This is a genomic window from Denitrobacterium sp. (assembly GCF_056180635.1).
In genome coordinates, this window is sequence record NZ_JAZZJS010000066.1 from 1 (window position 1) to 16,196 (window position 16,196).

Here is a 16,196-nt window from a genome sequence, read left to right on the forward strand (position 1 = left end):
GTCATGCCCGTTCGCGGTAAGATTCTGAACTGCCTGAAGGAAGACTACCCGCGTATCTTCAAGTCGGAAATCATCATGGACCTGCTGCGCGTGCTTGGCTGCGGCGTGGAAGTGAACGACAAGCGCCTGAAGAACCTGGGCACGTTCGACCTGGAAAATCTGAACTGGAGCAAGGTAATCATCTGCACGGACGCCGACGTCGACGGCTACCATATCCGCACGCTCATCCTCACCATGCTCTACCGCCTGGTGCCCACGCTCATCCGCGAGGGCTACGTGTTCATTGCGGAATCGCCGTTGTACGAAATCAACTGCAAGGAAAAGACCTACTTCGCCTATACCGAGATGGAAAAGAACAACATCCTCGAGGAGATTGGCGATCAGAAGTGCTCGATCAACCGCTCGAAAGGTCTGGGCGAAAACGACCCCGACATGATGTGGCTCACCACCATGAACCCGGAAACGCGCCGTCTCATCAAGGTGCTCCCCGAGGACATGGAGCAGATGGAGCAGATGTTCAACCTGCTGCTGGGCACCGACGACGCGGGCCGCAAGCGCCACATCGCCGAGCACGGCAAAGAATACCTCGACCAGCTCGACCTGCAGTAAGGAGGCGTCATGGCTGTTAGCAAGAAGAAACACGCACCCAAAAAGAAGCACGTTGACAATCCGAACGTCATCGGACTGCATTCCGAGGTACTCGAGCAGCCCATCACGCAGACGCTCGAAGTGAACTACATGCCGTACGCGATGAGCACCAACGTCTCGCGTGCATTCCCCGAAATCGACGGATTCAAGCCCTCGCATCGCAAGCTCCTCTACACCATGTACAAGATGGGCCTGCTGAACGGCGCGCGCCAGAAGAGCGCCAACATCGTGGGCCAGACGATGAAGCTGAACCCCCACGGCGACGCCGCCATCTACGAGACGATGGTGCGCCTTGCCACGGGCAACGAAGCGCTGCTCACGCCCTTCGTCGATTCCAAGGGCAACTTCGGCAAGTACTATTCGGGCGACCTGAGCTACGCCGCTTCGCGTTACACGGAGGCGAAGCTCTCCCCCATCTGCGCCGAGGTGTTCAAGGACATCGACAAGGACCCGGTCGACTTCGTGGACAGCTACGACGGCGCCATGCAGGAGCCGCGTCTTCTACCCACGGCGTTCCCGAACGTGCTCGTGTCGTCGAACAAGGGCATCGGCGTGGCCATGGCCAGCGACATCTGCGGCTTCAACCTGAACGAAGTCTGCGATGCCACCATGCACTTCCTGAAGGACCCGGAATACGACCTGTTCAAGAGCATGCCCGCCCCCGACTTCTCCACGGGCGGCGAACTCATCTACAAGCGCGAGGAAATGGAGCGCGTGTACAACACGGGCCTGGGCGGCTTCCAGCTGCGCTCGCGTTGGCGCTACCTGCCCGATGAGCGCATCATCGAAATCTACGAGATTCCGTACACCACGAAGACCGACGTCATCATCGATCGCATCGTGAAGCTCTCCAAGGAAGGCAAGGTCCGCGAGATTTCCGACATCCGCGACGAGACCGACCTTTCCGGCTTGCGCATCGCCATCGACGTGAAGCGCGGAACCGACCCCGAAGTGCTCATGGCGAAGCTCTTCCAGATGACCACGCTGCAAGATACGTTCAGCTGCAACTTCAACGTGCTGGTAGACGGCTATCCCAAGGTCATGGGCGTACGCGAGATCCTCACCGAATGGGTTGCGTGGCGCGTTGAATCCACGCGTCGCCGCGTGCGCTTCGACCTGAACAAGAAGACCGAGAAGCTGCATCTGCTGCACGGCCTGGAAGCCATCCTGCTGGACATCGACAAGGCCGTCGACATCATCCGCCATACCGAACTGGAAGTCGACGTTGTGCCCAACCTCATGAAGGGCTTCAACATCGACCAGGTGCAGGCTGAATACGTGGCCAACATCAGGCTGCGCAACATCAACCGCGAGTACATCCTCAACCGCACCAAGGACATCGAATCACTCGACAAGGAAATCGCCGAGTTGAACGAGATTCTGTCGAGCGAGGAAAACGTGAAGCAGGTCATCTACGACGAGCTGGCCGCCATCAACAAGAAGTACGTCACGCCCCGCAAGACGGGCATCGTCGATGCCGAGGAAATCGTGGAAGTGTCGCTGGAGCCCGAAATCGAGGACTACCCCGTCACCATCATGGTTTCGAAGGAAGGCTACCTGAAGAAGCTCACCGACCGCGTGCTGCGCTCCGGCGCCGACTTGAAGTACAAGGACGGCGACGCGCTGTGGCTGGAATTCCCGTCGGCCAACAAGAACGAGCTCATGGTGCTCACCGACCAGAGCCAGTGCTATAAGCTGAAGGTCAGCGCGCTTTCCGATACGAAATCCGCCGACCTGGGAACGTTCTTGCCCACCGAACTGGAGCTGGAGGATGGCGAGAACATCATCCACGTGCTCGACCCGGGCAACTACGACAAGGACGTCCTGTACCTGTTCCGCAACGGCCGTGCGGCGCGCGTGGCCCTGGCAGGCTACAAGACGAAGCAGAACCGCAAGAAGCTGAAGAACGCCATCTACACGGGTAGCCCGCTTATCGGCGCAATCATCCTCGACGAGGAGCGCGACATCACGCTCGCCTCGAATGACAACCGCCTGATCACGTTCAACACGAGCCTGCTGAAGACCAAAACCACCAACAACACGCAGGGTCTGGTAGCGTTCACCTGCAAGAACGGCCGCGAGATCATCGCCACGGGCGAACCCGCGGAGTTCCTGGGCGCCGACGCCGATGCCTCGCATTTCGTAGTGGCGAAGCTCCCCTCGCCCGGCATCGTGATTTCCGACGCCGACCGCATGACGCTCTTCGACATGTAACGTCACGCGAACATACCGCGCTTTTCCAAGGCCGACTCGATTGCGAGCCGGCCTTTTTCGCGTCATGTTTCCCTGCGCGAAAAGAGCCAACCAAGTCGCCGTTATGTACGCAGGTCGCATCGTGGAATTGGGAACGAGCGACGAGGTGCTGCACCGCCCGCTCCATCCCTACACGCGCGGGCTCTTGGACTCCCTCCCCGAAAACGGGTTCAAGGCCATGGACGGGTTCATGCCCTCCTTCGACAACCAGCCAGGCGGGTGCGCGTTCTGGCCACGCTGCCCCCTTGCAAGCGACGCCTGCAAGGAGCGCGAACCGAAGGCTAGCATCGCGAACGGCAGAACCGTCTACTGCCACCACCCCCCTGAGGAACACTCGCGCGGAAGGAGATGCCCGATGAGCGCGATTCTAGAAGTGAACGGCGCCTCGAAATCCTTCGCATCCGGTTTCTGGGGCAAGGACAAAACACGCGCCGTGGACAACGTGAGCCTCAGCATCGAGCCAGGAAGCGTATGCGGGCTCATCGGCGGCAGCGGCAACGGCAAGACAACGCTTTCGCGCATGATCATGGGATTCCTGCAACCCGATGCCGGCGACATTCGCTACAGAGTCATGCTCTTCATCTCGCACGACCTGGACGTCGTGCGCCACCTCTGCCAGGACGTAACGGTAATGCATCAAGGGAAGGTCGTTGAACAGGGGCCAGCCGCATCTGTGTTCGGAAATCCAAGAAGCGAGTTCACGAAGACGCTTCTTTCCTCCGCGCTGTAGAAGCAGATATCGGGTGCGAATCGTATAAACCTACCGTTTCACTATGATTATAGATGTAAATCCTAAGCTGGACGTTCCCTTAGCCCCCGATACGCCTTACCATGCTTAGTAAACGAATCAGCGTTTCGGAGGAAGGAACGTACATGGATCTTATCCCCAGCTTTTCCGTCGACCACACGAGGATCGTGCCCGGCATCTTCGAGAGCCGCGTCGACGTCCTCGGCGACGAAACCGTCACCACATTCGACATTCGCGTGAAGAAGCCCAATTCCGAACCGGCCATCGCTCCCGCGGCCATGCACACCATCGAGCACGTGGTGGCCACGTATCTGCGCAACCATGACGAATGGAACGACAAGCTCGTCTACTGGGGCCCCATGGGCTGCCTTACCGGCTTCTACATCATCGTAAAGGGCCATCCCGCATCTCGCGACATGTTCGACATCATCCTCGAATCGTTCAAGTACATGCGCGATTTCGAGGGCGAAGTACCGGGTGCCACGGCGGAGAATTGCGGTAACTACCTCATGCACGACCTGCCCATGGCCAAATGGGAAGCCGACAAGTTCGTACAGTACCTGGAAGGCGCCGACAAGGACCTCATCTTCGACTACCCCATGACCGAAAGGCTCACGCTCGACAACGGTCTGGAATTCTTCGATTCGTAGGCCATTCGAACACCCATGCATCCAAGGCCGCATCGCGCATCAACAGGCGCATGCGGCCTTTTCGTTGCCCCAGGCAAAACGGCAGACGAACCGCAATGCAACATGGGCGCCCCATCATTGGGGCGCCCATTCATGCGAGGTAGATAAGCGTGTTACGCCTAATCCTCGAGCTGCGCGAGAATCTGCTGCTGCTTCTTCAGCGCGCTACGATATGCCGCATACTGAAGCACGTAGATGCCAATCGCCACCGGGAAGAAGAACACGACGAACAGTGCGGCGTTCGCGCCCCAATACACCTCACTCACGCCTGCAAGCGCGATCTCCACGGCGCAGCGCGCACCCGCCATGAGCAAGCCAGCGGCCAATCCGCCGAATACGGCGAGCTTCAGCCCGAAATCGACGGGGAACTTATCGACTCCCATGAAGTACTTCGAGCCCATGATGCCCCTGTTTGACATGGCGATAATGGCGTAGAAGCAGCATCCGGCGACGATGAAGCACACCACCGACGAAATGATGCCAAAGCAGCGGTAGGGCGTATCGTCGAGACCATGCATTTCTGCCACGATGCTGAACTGCAGCAGGACGTAGCCAAGAACGAGATTCAGAACGGACATGGCATTGAAGCCGCGCTTCATGATGCGATTGACTTCCGCTTCCTCGCGCTCGTCGCCCACCTTGAAGAACTCTTTCCACTGATCGATGAATTTCATCGTTATCCCTCCTGTACCCAGAACAAATCGTTGAGCGTGACGCCCAGTTCCCTGCAGATCGCAATGCACAGATTGAGCGTGGGGTTGTACCCGCCGGCTTCGATGAGGCCGATGGTCTGGCGCGTGGCCCCCACCTTCGCGGCGAGTTCCGCCTGCGAAAGGCCTGAGCCCACGCGCGCGGCCTTCATGCGGAGATTCTTCTCTCCTCCCATAGCGACCCTCCCTTCCGATATGACAGATTTATTTCTCTTGATGCCATAAATATATTGCATCTTTTTGTAGTTGTCAACTATATATGTCACAGTGCTTAGATTATTTTGCATGGGGTTCGATATTTCATGCATACATGAAATCAAAAAAGGACGGGCCGAAGCCCGTCCTCTCCAAGGTTATGAAACGCGCGGCTACTTCTTCCAGCGATCGAGCGTGGGAAGGACGGCGCCCATGTACGATACGGCCTCGTCGATGCTCACGCCGGAAGCCTCGGCCAGGTACGGTGCCGATTTCTCGATGACGTCGTCCATCGTCGCATCGGCGAACGAGCCGTTGTCGTAGCACCACTTGCAATAGCTTTCGTTCGACGAGCCATCGGCGTTCGAGCCCTTGGGCATATTCGGCACGGAAAACGGCGTGCCGCAGCACTGGCAAACCGGCTCCTGGGGAACGTCGAGCAAACGCGTGATGGGCACATCCAGCGCCGAGGCGATGAGCTTCGTCATGTCGATGTTCGGCTCCGTTTCGCCATTCTCCCAACGGCTGACGGCCTGACGCGTCACGAAAACCTTCTGAGCGAGCTCCTCCTGCGTAACGCCGAGCTCCTTGCGAATCTGAGAAAGCGTTTCCCCAATTGCCATTACGGCCTCCATTTCCCCTCGAATGTCCTGATGTATCGAGTATACGAGCACCCCGCGCAGCGCTTCAAGAAACAGACTGTTGCGCGAGACGCGTCGCTACTACTGGCAGCGGTAGTACATAACGGCGATTTGCGTGCGGTTCTTCAGATTGAGCTTCTGCAGAATGGCGCTGATGTGATTGCGCACCGTCCCCTCGCCCATGAACAGCGTCGATGCGATTTCGTGATTGTCGAGCCCCTGGGAAACGAGCTCGACGATTTGGATTTCGCGCTCAGTGAGCCCCAGCTTCGAAAAGTTCTGGGCGGGAACATGCGCGTCGGACGCGCGCGCGAAATGCCCCACCACTTCGTCGCCGAGCACGTTCTGCCCCGCCGCGACCGAGCGCACGGCAGGCGCGATGTCGGTGACGTTCTGCTTGATGAGATAGCCCTTCGCGCCCAAATGCAACGCGCGCACGATGTAATCGTCGTCGGCGAACGTGGTAAGGAAGAGGATGCGCGCGTCTGGTTGTTCGGCGATAATGCGCTCGGCGGCGCTCAGGCCATCGCCGCCCGTCATCTGGATATCCATGAGCAGCACATCGGGAGCATGCTCCGCGAAAAGGCCAACGGCCTCCTCACCCGACGAACCCACTGCCACGACCTCGATATCCTGCTGGGCGCCCAGAATCGTCTTGAGCGACGCGCACACGAACGGATCGTCGTCGACCACAATCACCCGAATCATGAATCTATCCTTCCCCGCTGGCCACACGTTGCACGCCAGCATGCCAAGCGCTGAAAACGCGCGTTTGAACTGCTATTTCGGAACGCTCGCGAACACGCGGAACCCCCGGCCGTCATGGAAGCCCGCACGCAACGTACCGCCCAGGGCGCGCACGCGGTCGTCCATCGCCTGCAAGCCCATGCCGCCGCTTGGCACGCGCTTGCCCGTAGGCTGCGAGCCGTTGTCCTGCACGATGAGCTGGAACAGCCCGGGATAATCCCTCACCTGCACTTCCAAGCTCGTCGCATCGCTGTGGCGCACCGTGTTCGTGGCCGCCTCGCGCACGATGGACACGAAGCAGCGCGCGACGTCTTCGGGCAGGGAACCCGCTTCGTACGAAAGCGACACGCGTTCGACACCGCACCCATCGAGCGCCGATTGCATGAGGTTGCGCGGGTCGGCGGCCTCGTCGCGCAGGTCATGCACGCTCGAGCGAACCGTCTTCATGGCCTCGTTCAGCGTCGAGGAAACCGCATCGTATTCGCCCACGATGGCGGGTTCTTCCGCATGAACGACCTTCAGAGCCTCGACCTGCATAATCGCGCGCGTGAGCAAATGTCCCACGTTGTCATGGATCTCGCGCGCGATGCGCCCGCGCTCGGCCATCATGGCCACCTGGGCCGACAAATCGCGCGCCTCTCGCAAATCGCGATTGCGCGCCTCGAGGGCCAGCGACGCTTCATGCGCCGAATCGCGCAGCTCCCTGAAATGGTCGCGCTCGGAAACAAGGGACGACGTGCGCATGGCCAAGGCAGCTGACACGATGCAGAACAGCCCCACAATCGCCCAGGGAAGCGCTTCCCACGAGCGCATGGCAGCCACGAAGGGAACGCACCACGCGATCCGCACGACAAGCGCTTCGTCACGCACGCAGTCGTACACCACGAGCGGCAGAAACGCCGCAAGCGGCGGCCATACGAGGGCCGCTACCGCGTAGAGCACCGCAGCAACCAGGCGCCATACGCGCGGAAGGGCCTCGCCAAGCGCGGACACGGCCAGCGCGGCGAGGAACCCCCCGAACGTGAGCGTGGTTACCGGCAGCGTGAGAAACGCCGTTAGGCAGCAGGCTGCAACGATGCCTTTGTCGATGAGTCTTTCCATGTGCCCATTCTACCAACCTTCAGCCTGGAAACGGCCAGGCCCACGGCGAATATTGCAACCGCAAAGAGGCAGATGATTCCATCGCACTCGAACATGGTCTGCGTGAAGCCCCCAGCGGCCACATCGAACGCGGAATGCAGCGCCTCGTTGTAGTAGTACGACGGCGTGAACTTCGCGACGGTTGCAACGGGTTCGCCCACCAGGTCGAGCGAGATCCACACGCCCCCAAGGAACGAGATGACGAGGCCGATGATATTCGTGACGGCGTTCATCACGATTTCGCTGCGCGTGAGCTGACCCACGAAGAAGCCGAACGAGAGCGCGAACAGCGAGTAGCAGAGCAGCGTTACCAAGGCGGCTGCGATCACGCCCCTATCGACGTCGACGAGCTTGCCGGAGAACGCGATCAGACCAACCGCAGCGACGAACGCGCAGCACAGCAGGGCGATGACCAAGCAGGCAGCGGCAAGCTGCAGGCTCGCGGACGTCTGGGGCACCGGCGAGGAACCCATGCGTCGCTGAATTTCCTCCCTGCCGAAGCGCGACATTACGACAGCCGTGCACACCGCAATGGAGAGCAGAATCGTGTAGCTTACGAACTGCAGATACAGCAAGAACGCATTCGAAACGGGAGCTGCTTCGGTAACCTGCACGACGTTCACCGAGCCCGCGTTATCCATGGCAGCATCGACTCGAGCGACCAGTTCGCCCTGGCCAGCGTCGGGAAGCGCGAGGCTATAGGTGCGCGTCACGTTCAGGTACTCGTCCACCAGGCTGTCCATCATCGTGACGCTCGACGACTGCGTGCTCACGACGGTCTGCACCTCAGGTGCCTCCGTGCCCTCTTCGGCCGCCTTCAGGAAGTCCTCCGAAAAGCCCTCGGGGATGATGACGATGTAGTGGGCGCGTTCCTGCATGACGGCGTCCTGCAGGGCGCGCTGGGAATCCTCCACGTCCACCGGTACGGAATTATCGAGCACGAACGAGGCAAGGCCCTGAGAGATTTCGCCCCCATCGCGATCGACGACGGCCACATTGGGACGCTCGAGGTATTCCTCGCTGGGAACATCGTTCACGCTCATGCCCATGAACAGGCCCATGAACGACAGCCACACCACATAGACGAGCAGATAGACGGGATGGCGGAAAAACGTTTTAAGCGCGGCTTTAAAGACTTGCATAGCGTTGCCTCCTCATGAGCATCGCGGAAACGAGCGCGAACACCGCCGTGATAATCAGCAGGATGCCGAGCGTCTGATAGAACGGTTCCATATCCGTATACACGTACAGGCTGTAGAACAAGTTGGTTACCTGCTTGGCAGGGTTGATGGCAGCGGCCCACGGCGCCTCGAAGGCAATCTGGTCGGCGAGACGCATAGCCGGCGTACCGTAGAGACCCGCAAACAGCGAGAGCAGGCAGGTAATACCGGTAAGCATGCCGCCCTTGACGTCGAAGGGAATGGCCGGAATGGCGCCAATGAGCGCGCCGAGCGACGTGGACATGAGCGCGGACGCCGCCAAGCCCAGCACGCAAGCGCCCTCGCGGCCGCCGAATTCCACGCCCAGCACGAAGCGGATGTAGACGAAGGCGACCAGCAGCGCGCCGAAGCTCACCGTCCAGCTAGAGGCGATGGCGCCCAGCAGCATGCGAGCACGGCCCGTTCCGCTTACCGCACGGCGCGCGCCCAGCGGCGAGACGTTGGGCTGGATCGAACCAACAGCGCGCAGGCCCACCATGGCGGCCATGAGCGCCGAGAACCCGAGCAGCGCGTAGAAGTAGCGTACGAACTCCTTGGTCTTGCTGTGCGTTATCGCCAGCTCGGACGTGTAATCTCCCCTGGTCGAGAACGACTCGACAACGGCAGGATTCGCAAGGGCGGCGGGGTCGTTCGCAATGATGTCCTCGGCAGCGGAACGAGAACGGCGGAAATCGTCGATCACATCGGAAAGCACGGTGCGCTTCACCTGCTCCATCGACATCCCCACATCGCCCACCGGCGGCGATACCTCCAACGTGGGCCAGCCGCCCTCATCGAGCGTTACCACGCCCACGACATCGCCGCTCTTAAGCAGCTCACGCGCCTCATCGGCCGTTTTCGCGTACACGGGGGCAAGCAGCGGGTCATCGCCCTCGGAAAGCGCATCCACCGTCGAGGCGAACGACTCCCCCGTTTCCCCCTCGGAGCCATCGACGATGGCAACCGAAATCTCGGGCAGGTCGTACGCAGTATCCTCGATTCCCTGGAACATCACGCTGAACAACGTGGCCAGAATGAGCGGGAACAAGATGACCCAGATCACGACGCTGCGCTCCCGCAGAATGGCAAGCGTCGTGTATTTGAACGTATTCCACATGGCAGGCCCCTAGTCCCTCAGCTCTTTGCCAGTGATTTCCAGGAAGACGTCGTTGAGCGTAGGCGGCTCGGAATACACGCGTCCGAATGCCACGCCGCGCTCCTGCAGCACGCCCAGGATGCTCGCCAGGTTATGCGGGCCGTTATCGCAGAGCAGGTGAATGTTCGCGCCATCGTGGGATACGCGGCGCACGAACGACAGGCCACCCAGCGCGTCGAGTGTGCCCGCGGGCAGCTCGGGAGCCTCCACTTCCACCTTCTCACCCGTAGACACCATGCGCACCAGGTCGTCCTTGGTGCCGGCCGCAAGCGACTCGCCGCGGTCCATGATCATGATGCGGCTGCAAATCTGCTCGACCTCTTCCATGTAATGCGAGGTGTACACGATGGTGGCGCCCTCGGCGTTCAGGCGCTGGATGCCCTCCAGGATGGAATTGCGGCTCTGCGGGTCGACGGCCACGGTTGGCTCATCGAAGAAGATGAGCTCGGGCTTGTGGGCGATGCCGCAGGCAATGTTCAGGCGGCGCTTCAGGCCACCGGAAAGCTTGCGCGGCAGGTACTTCACGTAATCCTCGAGCCCCACGAAGCGGATGGCATCGTCTACCAGGCCCTTGCGTTCCGCGGCGTTCGCCACGTACAGACCGCAGAAGTAATCGATGTTCTCGCGCACGGTAAGCTCTTCGAACACGGCGATATCCTGGGGAACCACGCCGATGCGACGCTTCAGGTCGTAGCTTGCGGGCCGCATGGGCTGCCCGAAGAGCGAGATTTCGCCCTTGTCGTAGGTAAGCAGCTGCAGAATGCAGTTGATGGCGGTCGTCTTGCCCGAGCCGTTCGGGCCCAGCAAGCCGAATACCTCCCCCTGCTCGATCTGCAGGTTGAAATGATCGAGCGCTAGCTTCTCGTCATAGCGCTTAACCAAGTTCTTCACATCCACAATGCGCATGGCACGCTCCTTTCGTATCTTGACCTCATTCTGGCCGTGAGCGCGAAACGCCGCCAGTGACTCCAATCATCAGCTGCCATGACAAATGTCACGACTTGCGCGGCGAGCAGGAAAACGCCCGTCGAACTGCTACTATGAAGCCACCGAGCATTCGGTATAATCCACCGCAATCCATATACGAACCCGCGCATCATGGGAATGAGGGAACCTGTCATGAGCGAATCCGCGCCACTCGAAATCGACGATTCCACGAACGGGGAACGAGCCACCGGCGGCCACAAGCTTCCCAGCGACTGGCTACCGCGCATCATCCTCATCTGGACCGGCTACGCCATCTCGGCGTTCGCGGGAAGCGCAGCCAGCTACTCGGGCGTATGGTACGTCACGGAAAGCACCGGTTCGCCCTCGATGCTGGCCTTCATCTACGTCCTGGCGTTTCTGCCCATGGGCCTGCTCTCGCCCCTGGGCGGCGTAATCGCCGACAAGCACAACCGCAAGGCAATCATCATCGCATGCGATGCCATCCAGGCGCTCTGCGGCATCGGGCTGGCCATTTGGATTGCCACGGCGGGGCCCAGCATCGCTGCCGTGGCCTGCTATTGCGCTACCTTCGGCTTCACGTCGGGCTTCCGCGGCCCCGCCTTCAACGCCACGATGCCCCTACTGGTTCCCGAGCGCCATCTCATGCGCATCAACGGCGCCGACACGCTTTTGGGCAGCGTTTCCATGATTGCGGCCCCCGCGCTGGGCATCCTGCTGTACACCTCGTTCGGCCTCCAAGCATCCATCTTGCTGGGCGGCGTGGGTGCGGCCACGGCCGTGGTCACCATGTTCCTCGCGAAGCTCCCGAAGCATCTGAAGCGCGAACAGGTTGGCGCATGGCAGGGCCTGAAGGAAGGTGCCTCCGCACTTGCCGCCAAACGCGGGTTGCTCATCCTCACGGTGAGCGTCGCCCTGGGCATGCTCGCGTACGGCCCCATCGATTCCCTGCTCCCGCTCATGGTTTCCAGCCATTTCGGCGGTGACGGCTTCGCAGCTTCCCTGCTTGCGGCGGTAATGGGAACGGGCATGCTCGCAGGAGCCCTCGTGCTCATGGCAGTGAACCCGCAGCGCAAGCTCGCGCGCATCATCGTGGTGGCCGCATTCGTCGTGGGCATCGGCGCCTTCGCATCGGGCTGCATTCCCAGCGACGGATACTGGCTGTTCGTGGGCTGTATCGGCCTGCTCGCCATCGCCTGCGCGTGGTTCAACGCACCGCTCATGACGCTTCTGCAGAAGGGCATTCCCGAAGAAAAGCTCGGGCGCGTAATGGGCCTGTTCAATTCCATGACCGGTCTGGCAATCCCCATCGGCACCGCACTTGGCGGCGCCATCGCGGAAGCCACGGGAACCCCGATGTTCTTTTCCATCGACGGAGCGTTTATCATCTTCTTGGGGGCCATCATCGCGCTCTCGAAAAGCGTCCGCGAACTCGACTAGGGTTGGAGCTGCACCATGGATAGAAAATTCAGCTACTTCATGAACTGGTTCAATGGCATCCTCGCACCGCTCTGCGGCGCCTGGATGGCGATTGGGGCGATCGTGGGCCCGCCGCTGAGCTGGAACGACTGGATGCCCCTTTCCATCTACGACCCCATGCCGTTCCACGACCTGTTCTTCACGAGCCATTTCTGGCCGGGACTGGCATTGCTGCTGGTAAACGGCGTGCCGAACATCATCGCGCTCGCAGTGAAATCCCGAGGAAACGAATCCGCCTGGATTGCCTGGTGCGCCATTGCGGGTATCATGCTGCTTATCTGGACCATCACGGAACTGGTGCTCATCCCCAATGGGTTGTCCATCATCTACTTCATCCTGGGCGCGCTTCAGCTGGTCGCAGCACTGCGCATGAAGAAGCAGCTATAGGTCGCCCGAGCGCCAAGCAGGCAACCCAACGATAAGAGCGCCTGCACGAAAGGATCTCGACCGAACGCATGACGAGCAACGACCTACCGCCCATACTCGTAAGCGCATGCCTGATGGGCGACCCATGTCGCTACGACGGCAAGGACTACCCCTGCCCCGCCGTACGGAAGCTAGCCAACACGCGCACTCTCATCCCCATCTGCCCCGAAGTCATGGCGGGCCTACCCACGCCACGCGCATGCGCCGAGCTGCAACCCAGCGGTCGCGTCGTAGACGCAGACGGCATCGACAGAACTGCAGCCTTCGAAGCAGGTGCGACTGAAGCGGTACGCATAGCGTGCGAACACGGCTGCACGCAAGCCATCCTGAAGAGCAAGAGCCCCTCGTGCGGCAAGGGACTCATCTACGATGGCGCATTTTCTGGCACGCTCGTACCCGGAATGGGCAAGACAGCTCAAGCACTCATAGACGCAGGCATAGAGGTCCTTTCGGAAAACGACTGCGCCGATCTTCAAAGTTAGGCCAAAGGTAACGCAAGCTCCCGCGGCCATTTTGCGCGACCAATACGTCGCACCCGCATTGCATTGCACAACGCGGGTGCGACCGTTCGGAAAGCCCCAAACCAGTTCTAGCCAATTACATAATGAGGCGCTCCGGACTCGTCCACGTAGTAACGCGAGATCGCGCTCTCCAAAATACGCTTCGAAATATCGTCAGCAACCGCATTAAGCTCTTCGTCGCTGATACCGCAAGCGGCAAGCTCACCCACGTCAACGCGCAAGTCCGCTTGCTCGCCACCCTCCCCTACGGAAAGCTCGTAGGCGATGCGTGGATCGACGAGTCCATACTCTTTCGCCAATGGAATAAGGATGCTCGAAGTGGCTTCCTCTAGCACAAGCATGCATGCATACATAATGCGATGCCCCAGGAACTGACGCGCGCAGAAGTCCTCGAATGACGACATCATGGCGGCGTAGTCGTAGTCGATGCTGTGTATTTCCCAATTCCAATTGCGCACGCGGAAAACGAAGTCGCGCGTTCTGCGTCGCTGAGGGTTCTCGAAGATCTGCTTCGGCGTACCCGATTCCCAAAGCTCACCTTGGTCCATGTAGAAGACGCGAGTACTTGCGTCGCGAGCGAAGCGCATCTCATGCGTGACCACAAGCATCGTAAGCCCCCGCTCGGCAAGCCGGGTGATAACGGAGAGAACCTCGGATACCATCTGCGGATCCAAAGCACTCGTAGGCTCGTCGAACAGGAGGATCTTGGGATTCATGGCCAAGCCGCGTGCGATGGCCACACGCTGGCGTTGCCCTCCGGAAAGCTCATGCGGCCAGCTGAGCGCCTTATCCCCCAATCCAACCATCTTCAGTAGGTCGAGCGCCTGGTCGTAGGCCTCCTGCTTGGACATGCCAAGCAGGTCCATGGGCGCCATCATCAGGTTCTCGATGACGAGCTTATGATTGAACAGGGCGTAATTCTGAAACACCATGCCCATCTTCCGGCGCATCATTGGCAGGTTTACATCGGGCGCGCACATGTCAATGCCATCGACAATGATCTGACCCGAAGTAGGCGTCTCCAAGCGATTCAGACATCGAATGAGGGTCGACTTACCCGTACCCGAAGGCCCGATGATGGAGATGACCTCACCCTCGTCCACGGTGGCGTTCACGTCCTTCAAAGGCACGACATCGCCATATTCCTTACGCAGATGCTTTATCTCTATGAGGCTCATCTCTCATCGACTCCTTGGATTTCGCGAGGGCGTTTCGTGACATCAAGCCTCGCGGTAATCTTACGCAGCACGTAGGCTAGAAGCATGCAGAACAAGAAATAGACAATCGCCGTCGTAATGAGCGGGAAGAACGCATCCATCGTACGGGCACGAATGAGGTCGCTCGCACGCGTAAGGTCGGTTACCGAGATATACCCCACAATCGCAGTGTCCTTAACCAAGTTCACGAACTGCCCCATAAGCTGCGGTGTGAACTGCTGACGCGCTTGCGGGAAGACGATCTTGGAAAACACTTCCCGGCGGGTGTAGCCCAGCGCAAGTCCCGTTTCCTCTTGGATGACGTCGATGCCCTTCACGGCCGTCCACATAGTTGCACCTGCGGTGGCTCCGAACGCCAGGGTAAACGCAATAACCGCCACGAGCTCGCCCGCAACGTCTACGGAGCCGAACACCACGTAGTAGAACAGCATGAGCACCACCACGATGGGGATTCGGCCCATGAGCGCTTGGTAGCCATCCACAAGCTTGCCAACCCAGCGCACCCCGCTGCGTCGCGCCAGCACGGTGGCGTACCCCAACAGCAAGCCAAGCACGCCGGAGAACACGCTAATGAGAATGGTAACGCCCAGGCCAGAGAGGACGAGCATCCAGCGGTCCTCCTCGATGAAGGTCCGCTGGAAAGAAGTCGCGATTCCGCCGAAGAGCCCCGCGGATTCAGCCGACTCTTCGGACTTCACGATGACCGAAATGGTGGTAGGCATGACGGGTTCGCTGAAGTCGCATACGGCGGCACGTTCGGGCGTGTTCGTGAGGGTGCCGCCGAAATCGGCCTTGCCCGTGTCCACTGCAGCGAAGATGGAATCCATGGGAATGGTGGTCACTTCCAAATGGTAGCCAAGCTCACGAGCGATGAGCAGGGCCAACTCAACGTCGTAGCCCTTGGGTTGCCCGCCTTGGCCAACGTATGAGAAGGGTTCGATAACGCCCGAAGTCGCAAACTTCAGCGTGCCGTTAGGCGCGTCCCAGTCCTGTTCGGGCAGGGTCTTGCCCGACTCGTCTGCCGCGACCCACTTCTCCTCAAGCTCCTTCAGGGTGCCATCTTCGGAAAAGCGCTTGATGATGTCATTGAACTGGCTGGTAAGAGCCGAACCTCGCGGGAAGAAGAACCCTTCGGACACCGAGACGACCGGATCGGGCAGCAGCGTCACCGTACCCGGGCGTCTGTTCACGGCAAGCTGGCAGCAATACGAAAGCTGAACCGCCGCATCGGCCTTGCCCGCTTCCACGGCAGCAACGCATTCGGCAAGCGACGGATAGAATTCCTCAGTAGTGCCGTCGATGCGGCCCTGAACAGCCTGGTTGTACACGCTGCCATTCACATAGGCAATGCGCTTGCCCGACAGCTCGTCGAGCGTCTGATACACAGGAGTTGCTTCGTCTGCATACGCAAGCGCTGGAGCAATCGCAAACGCAAGCGCCACCATCGCAAACAGCGAAACCAGAATGGCCCTCATCGCCCTA

The 16,196-nt window shown here is 60.0% G+C and carries 17 protein-coding genes and 1 pseudogene; 8 read left to right on the forward strand and 10 right to left on the reverse strand.

Annotated features, from left to right (window positions below):
- From AC04P6_RS05745 to AC04P6_RS05765, 5 genes and pseudogenes are all read left to right on the forward strand, one after another.
- A partial coding sequence (locus tag AC04P6_RS05745) for a toprim domain-containing protein (protein ID WP_475565665.1) occupies positions 1-609 on the forward strand: 609 nt, incomplete at its 5' end.
- A 9-nt stretch (positions 610-618) separates the two neighbouring features.
- Entirely contained in the window at positions 619-2,862 is a 2,244-nt protein-coding gene (locus tag AC04P6_RS05750; RefSeq protein ID WP_475565666.1) for a DNA gyrase subunit A, read from the forward strand.
- A gap of 103 nt (positions 2,863-2,965) precedes the next feature.
- Positions 2,966-3,205 (forward strand): annotated as a pseudogene (locus AC04P6_RS05755) (oligopeptide/dipeptide ABC transporter ATP-binding protein); the annotation flags it as partial.
- Between the two features lie 51 nt (positions 3,206-3,256).
- Positions 3,257-3,631 carry an ATP-binding cassette domain-containing protein gene (locus tag AC04P6_RS05760; protein ID WP_475565705.1) on the forward strand — a complete coding sequence of 125 codons (375 nt, stop codon included), beginning with the start codon at positions 3,257-3,259 and terminating at the stop codon, positions 3,629-3,631.
- Between the two features lie 143 nt (positions 3,632-3,774).
- Positions 3,775-4,299 (forward strand): S-ribosylhomocysteine lyase, encoded by a 525-nt coding sequence (locus AC04P6_RS05765; protein WP_475565667.1) that lies wholly within the window; start codon positions 3,775-3,777, stop codon positions 4,297-4,299.
- 158 nt (positions 4,300-4,457) lie between these two features.
- On the opposite strand, the gene AC04P6_RS05770 is transcribed toward AC04P6_RS05765, so the two are convergent.
- The 8 genes from AC04P6_RS05770 to AC04P6_RS05805 form a co-directional block, all read right to left on the reverse strand.
- A complete protein-coding gene (locus AC04P6_RS05770) occupies positions 4,458-5,012 on the reverse strand; it encodes a hypothetical protein (RefSeq protein WP_475565668.1) in 555 nt (184 codons plus the stop codon).
- Positions 5,013-5,014: 2 nt separating this feature from the next.
- Positions 5,015-5,224: a helix-turn-helix transcriptional regulator gene (locus AC04P6_RS05775; RefSeq protein WP_475565669.1), complete on the reverse strand. Its 210-nt coding sequence runs from the start codon at positions 5,222-5,224 to the stop codon at positions 5,015-5,017.
- A gap of 192 nt (positions 5,225-5,416) precedes the next feature.
- Positions 5,417-5,866: a zinc ribbon domain-containing protein gene (locus tag AC04P6_RS05780; protein ID WP_475565670.1), complete on the reverse strand. Its 450-nt coding sequence runs from the start codon at positions 5,864-5,866 to the stop codon at positions 5,417-5,419.
- Positions 5,867-5,965: 99 nt separating this feature from the next.
- Complete coding sequence (locus AC04P6_RS05785) at positions 5,966-6,592, reverse strand: response regulator (RefSeq protein WP_475565671.1); 627 nt, start codon at positions 6,590-6,592, stop codon at positions 5,966-5,968.
- A gap of 72 nt (positions 6,593-6,664) precedes the next feature.
- Positions 6,665-7,732 carry a sensor histidine kinase gene (locus AC04P6_RS05790; RefSeq protein WP_475565672.1) on the reverse strand — a complete coding sequence of 356 codons (1,068 nt, stop codon included), beginning with the start codon at positions 7,730-7,732 and terminating at the stop codon, positions 6,665-6,667.
- Positions 7,687-8,913 (reverse strand): ABC transporter permease, encoded by a 1,227-nt coding sequence (locus AC04P6_RS05795; protein ID WP_475565673.1) that lies wholly within the window; start codon positions 8,911-8,913, stop codon positions 7,687-7,689. Before AC04P6_RS05795 ends, AC04P6_RS05790 begins: the two co-directional genes overlap by 46 nt.
- A complete protein-coding gene (locus AC04P6_RS05800; RefSeq protein ID WP_475565674.1) occupies positions 8,900-10,087 on the reverse strand; it encodes an ABC transporter permease in 1,188 nt (395 codons plus the stop codon). The genes AC04P6_RS05795 and AC04P6_RS05800 overlap by 14 nt, the downstream gene beginning before the upstream one ends.
- A gap of 9 nt (positions 10,088-10,096) precedes the next feature.
- The gene (locus tag AC04P6_RS05805; protein ID WP_475565675.1) at positions 10,097-11,032 is read right to left on the reverse strand and encodes an ABC transporter ATP-binding protein; all 936 of its coding nucleotides are present in this window, start codon (positions 11,030-11,032) and stop codon (positions 10,097-10,099) included.
- A 213-nt stretch (positions 11,033-11,245) separates the two neighbouring features.
- On the opposite strand from AC04P6_RS05805, the gene AC04P6_RS05810 reads away from it, so the two are divergent.
- The 3 genes from AC04P6_RS05810 to AC04P6_RS05820 all read left to right on the forward strand — a co-directional run bounded on the left by AC04P6_RS05810 (position 11,246) and on the right by AC04P6_RS05820 (position 13,458).
- On the forward strand, positions 11,246-12,511 hold the full coding sequence (locus AC04P6_RS05810; RefSeq protein WP_475565676.1) for an MFS transporter: 1,266 nt from the start codon (positions 11,246-11,248) through the stop codon (positions 12,509-12,511).
- Positions 12,512-12,526: 15 nt separating this feature from the next.
- The gene (locus AC04P6_RS05815; RefSeq protein WP_475565677.1) at positions 12,527-12,937 is read left to right on the forward strand and encodes a hypothetical protein; all 411 of its coding nucleotides are present in this window, start codon (positions 12,527-12,529) and stop codon (positions 12,935-12,937) included.
- A 68-nt stretch (positions 12,938-13,005) separates the two neighbouring features.
- On the forward strand, positions 13,006-13,458 hold the full coding sequence (locus AC04P6_RS05820; RefSeq protein WP_475565678.1) for a 2-thiouracil desulfurase family protein: 453 nt from the start codon (positions 13,006-13,008) through the stop codon (positions 13,456-13,458).
- A 107-nt stretch (positions 13,459-13,565) separates the two neighbouring features.
- Here AC04P6_RS05820 and AC04P6_RS05825 read toward each other — a convergent pair whose 3' ends face one another.
- Positions 13,566-14,675, reverse strand: a complete 1,110-nt coding sequence (locus tag AC04P6_RS05825; RefSeq protein WP_475565679.1) for an amino acid ABC transporter ATP-binding protein — start codon at positions 14,673-14,675, stop codon at positions 13,566-13,568.
- The gene (locus tag AC04P6_RS05830; RefSeq protein ID WP_475565680.1) at positions 14,672-16,189 is read right to left on the reverse strand and encodes a transporter substrate-binding domain-containing protein; all 1,518 of its coding nucleotides are present in this window, start codon (positions 16,187-16,189) and stop codon (positions 14,672-14,674) included. Before AC04P6_RS05830 ends, AC04P6_RS05825 begins: the two co-directional genes overlap by 4 nt.
- Positions 16,190-16,196: the final 7 nt, after the last annotated feature.